The following is a 6,151-nucleotide window of genomic DNA, read 5'->3' on the forward strand; positions in this document are numbered from 1 at the left end:
ACAGACACTGACGCAGCTCCCGCGCCACATGAAATCGATCCAGCTGAAAGCAGGCTCGCTTTCCAAAATACTCCCGGCAGGCTGTGATCCACGACGCCGCGTCGCCGTTGATGATCAAAAGATCCCGGCACGGGTCATAGGCATATTCGTTCATCAGCCACTCTTCAAACCGTTCCCACACGTCTCCCGCCCCTTCATGGAGGTAGTGGCGCCGGTTCACGAGCTCGAGCTGCGAACCGTTTCGTTTCCATCCCTCGTGAACCGCCAGGATTTTCTCTTCTTTCGCCCGTTTCCCTTTCCCCTGGCGGGAAATGAACAGCCCATCCGCCTCCACAAATAGCACTCGGCCGTGCCGTTTGGAAACAGGGTGGTGCAGCGAGACAGGGGCCTCCAGCACCAGTTGGCGAATCGCCTCGTGGCTCATGACCGCATACCCCACGATCGACTCCAACGTACGGGCCGCTTTGCGGTAGGAAGAGCACTCTACGGCCAACTCGACCGCCGTTTCCTCGAGGCAAGGGCTGATCGACTGCGCTCCATCAAAGCCCAGTTCGGCATCCAGCAAGAAGGTATACGCCCCCGCCTGCCGATCATAGTAGTAGTTCCGTCGAAACGTCACTTCTCCAAACAGCGTTTGGATCGTGGTCGGCCGTTTGTCTTTCAGCTGATACCGGCGCTTGTCCCGCGCTTCCGCCAGTTGTTGATCAATCTCCTCCAAAAGGGCCGCCAACAAGACAGCGAACACCTTTTGAAGAGTTCTGACTAATTGTTCCTCCAGCTCTTTTAATAAAGGCCATTCTGTGGTAAGATGTTTCATGGACTCTCTCCCTCCTGTTTTATGGATGTTGGTCATCACCATCATAGCAGGGAGAGAGTCCTTTTTGCATGACATTTGCTTTTTTCTACCGCGCTTCGCTTGGTGGCCCCGACGAGCGTCGCGAACAAAAGTTCGCAACCCTCGTCGGGGAATCATTCCTGAATGTCACCCACAAATATTTTACTCACACATCGAAACAGCCGCAGCGAAACTAGGTTTAGAACTGCACATCGTTGAAGTTTTAAAAAGACCGATGCGAGTCCTCTCCGTATCATTCCCTGTCAAAATGGATGATGGTACCATCCGAGTATTCGAAGGATACCGCTCCCAGCATAACGATGCTTTAGGTCCTACTAAAGGAGGAATTCGCTTTCACCCCGATGTTACACTTGATGAAGTAAAGGCATTATCGATGTGGATGTCGTTTAAATGCGGTGTCGTTGGTCTTCCTTACGGCGGTGGAAAAGGTGGAGTCGTCTGTGATCCACGAACATTAAGCCCTGGAGAACTGGAACGCGTCAGCCGTGGATTTATCGAAGCCATTTCGCAAATCATCGGCCCAGATAAAGACATTCCTGCTCCTGACGTTTATACAAATCCACAAATTATGGGATGGATGATGGATACATACAGCCGCATCAAACAATCTTTCTCCCCAGGAGTCATTACAGGAAAACCGCTCATCATCGGGGGATCGAAAGGAAGAAATGAAGCAACCGCACGCGGTTGTGTCATTACCATTCAAGAAGCGATGAAAAAACTCGGACGTCCGTTAAAAGACGCGACTGTCGCAATTCAAGGATTCGGAAACGCGGGAAGAATTGCTTCCAGACTGCTCTCAGAACTTGGATGCAAAATTGTCGCTGTCAGCGATTCCAAAGGTGCCATTTATGATCCGAACGGATTGGATCTAAGGAAAGTAGAATATTTGAAAGACCATCGCTCATTGCTTGACTACGGTGTGGAATATCAAATTGATCCTTCCGCTTTATTAGAGCTGAAAGTTGACATTTTAATTCCTGCCGCTTTGGAAAACGCGATCACATCAAACAATGCTGGTCGAGTTCAAGCGAAAATCATCGCTGAGGCGGCAAACGGTCCAATCTCTCCGGAGGCAGACCGCATTCTTGCTGATAAAAACATTCTCGTCATCCCAGACATCCTCGCCAATGCCGGCGGAGTGACCGTATCCTATTTCGAATGGGTACAAAACTTGATGAACTATTACTGGAGCGAAAAAGAAATAAACATGAAATTAGCGGACATTATGGTGAATAGCTTCCACGCCGTTTATGAAGCGGCGCAAGAATATAGTACCGATTTGCGCACAGCCGCTTACATTATTTCGTTAAAACGAATTACAGAAGCGATGAAAGCGCGCGGCTGGGTGTAATTCTAAAGTAGAAGCAACTTTGATCGAAGCCTCGCTTTGGGGCTTCTTTTTTGTTCTGTCTCTTAGTTGATAGTAGCCGTTTCTCATATTGGATGTGTCCGCTTGTTCGATTTCGAGGAAATTTTTAATTTCTTCCCGCATAATCAGCTCTAATTTTTCTTTCACAAACTGCCGAATGGCATTTTCCAGTTGATTTGCCCAGTCGATATTCGATATACTTTTAGACATAGGTAGGGTTCTCCTTTCTCTGGAATGTGTTTTTGTCCAATCAGAGAATACCCTACCTTTTTTCTTTTGGTCTAGCAAAATGCTTTACACAAAATTTTATACATCATCAATCAGCGAACATAAAAATAGCCCTTGCATTGAAACCTCTTCGCATTTTCATGGATGAAAGCTGTGCCTAAAATATGCTTAACGAATACGTTTTTGATAACAGCTCTAATAGTTTCATGCCGGTAATGCTGTTTCCCTTCTCATCTAATGACGGTCCAAAGATGCCGATGCCAAATCGGCCTGGGACAGCCGCGAGAATTCCGCCTGAAACGCCGCTTTTGGCTGGAATGCCAATTTTAATCGCAAACTCTCCTGAAGCGTTATACATGCCGCATGTCACCATAAATGTTTTGCAAATCCGTGCGATGTGAGGGGGCATGATTGGATCGTTTTGGATCGGATCGAATCCGTCCATCGCAAAAACAAGCCCGATTCTCGCTAAATCGATACAGTTCATTTCGATGGCGCATTGTTTCGTATATAAATCCATTAACGGTTCAACATCCTCATCAATGATGCCGTGCTGTTTTAAAAAATAACATAGAGAACGGTTCAAAAACGCCGTTTCAAACTCCGATTGCGCCACTTCTTTTGAATACGTAATCGCTGAATCTCCCGTCAAACGATGCACAAACGTTAACAAACGATGAAACCGTTCGTCTACATCAGCTCCATCAATCATATGCGTAACCGCTAATGCACCCGCGTTAATCATCGGATTGAGCGGTTTAGGCGGTTGCTTTTCTTCTAATTTAGCAATGGAATTAAACGGATCCCCTGTCGGTTCCATTCCAACTTTTTTAAATACCTCTTCCTCCCCGCGATTCATTAACACAAACGCGAGCGCGATAATTTTCGAAATGCTCTGCAGCGTTGCTTTTTCTTGCGTATCTCCCGCACAAACAACCGTTCCATCAGGGGCATAAATCGCGATCGATAAATCATTTGGATCCGCCTTGCGAAGGGCCGGAATATAATCAGCCACCTTCCCGTATTTCGCATATGGTTTGGCTTGTTCTACAAATTGTTGCAATTGCGTTTCATTATACATTGTTCATCACCGTTTTTATTATGACCAGCCAAACCTTCGATATGTATAACGATCCCAAATAAAAAATCATAAGGAGCTGTCCAAATGAATGGATCAGCTCCTGTCTATTTCATCGTTTATTCCGATTTTATTTCCACTTAACCTGCCATGCATATTGATCCAGAAACGAAATCTAGCTTAGCGATCCCTCTTTTGCAAGGTTCTCTAAAACAAGTGCCACTCCATCTTCATCATTCACCGCTGTCACGAAGTCGCTACGCTCTTTGATCTCATCCGAAGCATTTCCCATCGCCACACGATAACCGGCAACCGCAAACATCGAAAGGTCATTGTGACTGTCTCCCATCACCACGGTGTCTTTCAGATCAATCCCGTAATAGGAGGCCAGTTTGGCGAGCGCACGCCCTTTCGTCGCCTGTTCATGGTTCACTTCAATATTATTGGGATGGGATGAAGTGACCGTTACATCCGAAATCTCCGCAAACTTCGATGAAGCCGATTTTAGTAGATCTTTATTCAACGAAAAAATAAGCACTTTATAAAAAGGCGCATCCTCTTGCAGCCATACTTCTTGAATATCGTTCACATACGTCACACGCGCCTGTTGAAACTGTTTTTTCACAATCCGCTTTAAATCGGGATATTCTTCACTCATTCGATCCGCGAGCTCCTCTAAATGTTCGCGATTATGTAAGCCAACATAAACGGCTTCGTTTGTATAAATTTCACAATATAAATCTGGCTGTTTTCGAACCCACTCAAGCACAGGGATGAGCTTTTGTTTTTCTAGAGGAATATCGCCGATGATCGTCCCATCTGCAAGCGTGATCACCGCACCGTTCAGGCTCATAATCGGACAAACAATCCCCGCTTCTTTCAATGGCGCATACGCGTCTTTATACGCTCTCCCTGTCGCAATGGCGACGACATGCCCAGCCGTTTGCGCTTGAATAATCGCTTCTTTGTTTCTTGGGCTAATTTGTCCATTCGAATTCAGCAACGTTCCATCCATGTCTAATGCAATGAGCATCGGTTAACCCCTCGTTTCCTTATGGGATTTGGGTTTAAAATCGCCATCTTGATCGCTGACAAGAAAAACCCTCCATCATTATAATACAAAACTAGGATTTTGAGGGTGGAATAATATAAAAAGGCGATCTCCACTCCCGATGGATCGCTTAACATTTTTTCATCCATGTACATCAAAACAGCAAAAATACAGCACCAATGATGATTCCTGTCACAAATAGATTAATCAAACAGAAGCCCATGATGTCTTTCGCTTTTAGGCCAGCGATCGCCAAGACTGGAAGCGCCCAAAACGGCTGAATTAAGTTCGTCCAAGCATCTCCCCACGCAACAGCCATGACCGTCACAGCAGGCGCAATGCCTAAGTCCGCACCAGCTTCCAACATAATATGCGCCTGTACGGCCCATTGTCCTCCACCCGATGGGACAAAAATGTTGACGATCCCCGCGCTAATAAACGCTAATAAAGGAAACGTCACTTCATTTGAGATTGAAACAAACCATTGAGAAATTCTCTCAGCCAACCCTGAGGACACCATCATTCCCATAATTCCCGCATAGAACGGAAATTGAATAATGATTCCGCTTGCACCTTTCACCGCATTTTGAACCGACTGCAAGAAGTTGCGCGGACGAAAATGGAACAAAATCCCTAAAAACAAAAATGTGAAGTTTACAATGTTTAAATCCAACTTAAATCCATTTGTCACAAAATGATGAATCACAAAAACAAGACCGATCCCGCCAATCAATACCGATACAAGCCAGCTATTTTCCAATCTCTCAGCGGGAGTCACCGGCTGAAATTTCCCTTTTTCCGTTGGTTCCTCTAATAACTTCGGATTAATCACGACCGCTTCTTTCTCATTGTACATAAAACGATTGACGATCGGCAAAATGATGGCAACGGCGAAAACAATCACAAGATTAAATGTAGAAAAAAGCGTTTCGCTCGTTGGAATAATCCCAATGATTTCTTGCGTAAAATGTCCTTCCGTCGCAATCGTTAATGGAATAGATCCGCTTAATCCGCCGTGCCAAACAACAAATCCTGAATAAGCGCTGGCGTAACTATTCACCCCGATAGTAGTATATAAAGAATCGCAACACAAATAGGGCATCCTCGTGATGGAAAATGCCCTAAGTGGTAGAAAGAACACGATCGAGCGTTTCGCCTGTCAACAGAAGACATAACGAGTCCCACACGTTTTTTTCGTGTTTCGTCAGTGTAGAAACGATGCTTCTTGTGATACAAAAAGACTGGGCGATGATGTTAGACTAAAAAGTAGACACAGATTATTATAGTAATAATAGACTAAAAAATGAGGTGTCTACATGACAAAAAAACAAAGGCGGTACGAAGAAGACTTTAAGCGTCAAACTGTTTGTTATATTTTTGAGGAAGCGAAATCCGTTGCACAAGTGGCTCGGGAGCTCAAAATTAATGAAAATACGCTTCACGGTTGGGTGAAAAAGTATAAGCAAGAACCAGAAATATCAGAAACCCAAACTTTTCGAACTGAAGACCACGAAGTTCGTGAACTGAAGAAACGTATTCGGGATCTAGAGGAGGAAAACTCCATCT

General features: G+C 45.2%; 4 protein-coding genes and 3 pseudogenes. 2 read left to right on the forward strand and 5 right to left on the reverse strand.

Annotated features, from left to right (window positions below):
* Positions 1-817, reverse strand: a pseudogene (locus tag BM213_RS13890) (ISLre2-like element ISGsp3 family transposase); the annotation flags it as partial.
* Between the two features lie 151 nt (positions 818-968).
* On the opposite strand from BM213_RS13890, the gene BM213_RS13895 reads away from it, so the two are divergent.
* The gene (locus BM213_RS13895) at positions 969-2,210 is read left to right on the forward strand and encodes a Glu/Leu/Phe/Val family dehydrogenase (RefSeq protein ID WP_091705124.1); all 1,242 of its coding nucleotides are present in this window, start codon (positions 969-971) and stop codon (positions 2,208-2,210) included.
* 66 nt (positions 2,211-2,276) lie between these two features.
* On the opposite strand, the pseudogene BM213_RS13900 reads toward BM213_RS13895, so the two are convergent.
* From BM213_RS13900 to BM213_RS13915, 4 genes and pseudogenes are all read right to left on the reverse strand, one after another.
* Positions 2,277-2,438: pseudogene (locus BM213_RS13900) on the reverse strand (IS256 family transposase); the annotation flags it as partial.
* Positions 2,439-2,613: 175 nt separating this feature from the next.
* A complete protein-coding gene (gene glsA / locus BM213_RS13905) occupies positions 2,614-3,537 on the reverse strand; it encodes a glutaminase A (RefSeq protein ID WP_091705116.1) in 924 nt (307 codons plus the stop codon).
* A 172-nt stretch (positions 3,538-3,709) separates the two neighbouring features.
* Positions 3,710-4,567, reverse strand: a complete 858-nt coding sequence (locus tag BM213_RS13910) for a Cof-type HAD-IIB family hydrolase (protein ID WP_091705119.1) — start codon at positions 4,565-4,567, stop codon at positions 3,710-3,712.
* 172 nt (positions 4,568-4,739) lie between these two features.
* Positions 4,740-5,633, reverse strand: a pseudogene (locus BM213_RS13915) (short-chain fatty acid transporter); the annotation flags it as partial.
* Positions 5,634-5,901: 268 nt separating this feature from the next.
* Between BM213_RS13915 and BM213_RS13920 the strand changes: the two are divergent.
* Positions 5,902-6,151 (forward strand): transposase (locus BM213_RS13920; RefSeq protein WP_143091217.1); only part of this gene is annotated, 250 nt, incomplete at its 3' end.

It is taken from the genome of Anoxybacillus pushchinoensis, from assembly GCF_900111795.1.
GTDB classification, from domain to species: domain Bacteria; phylum Bacillota; class Bacilli; order Bacillales; family Anoxybacillaceae; genus Anoxybacillus; species Anoxybacillus pushchinoensis.

What these genes read in the sequence shown, in the direction of transcription:
- glsA (WP_091705116.1), bottom strand. Translation starts at nt 3,537, where the DNA reads ATGTATAATGAAACGCAATTGCAACAATTTGTAGAACAAGCCAAACCA.
- BM213_RS13910 (WP_091705119.1), bottom strand. Translation starts at nt 4,567, where the DNA reads ATGCTCATTGCATTAGACATGGATGGAACGTTGCTGAATTCGAATGGA.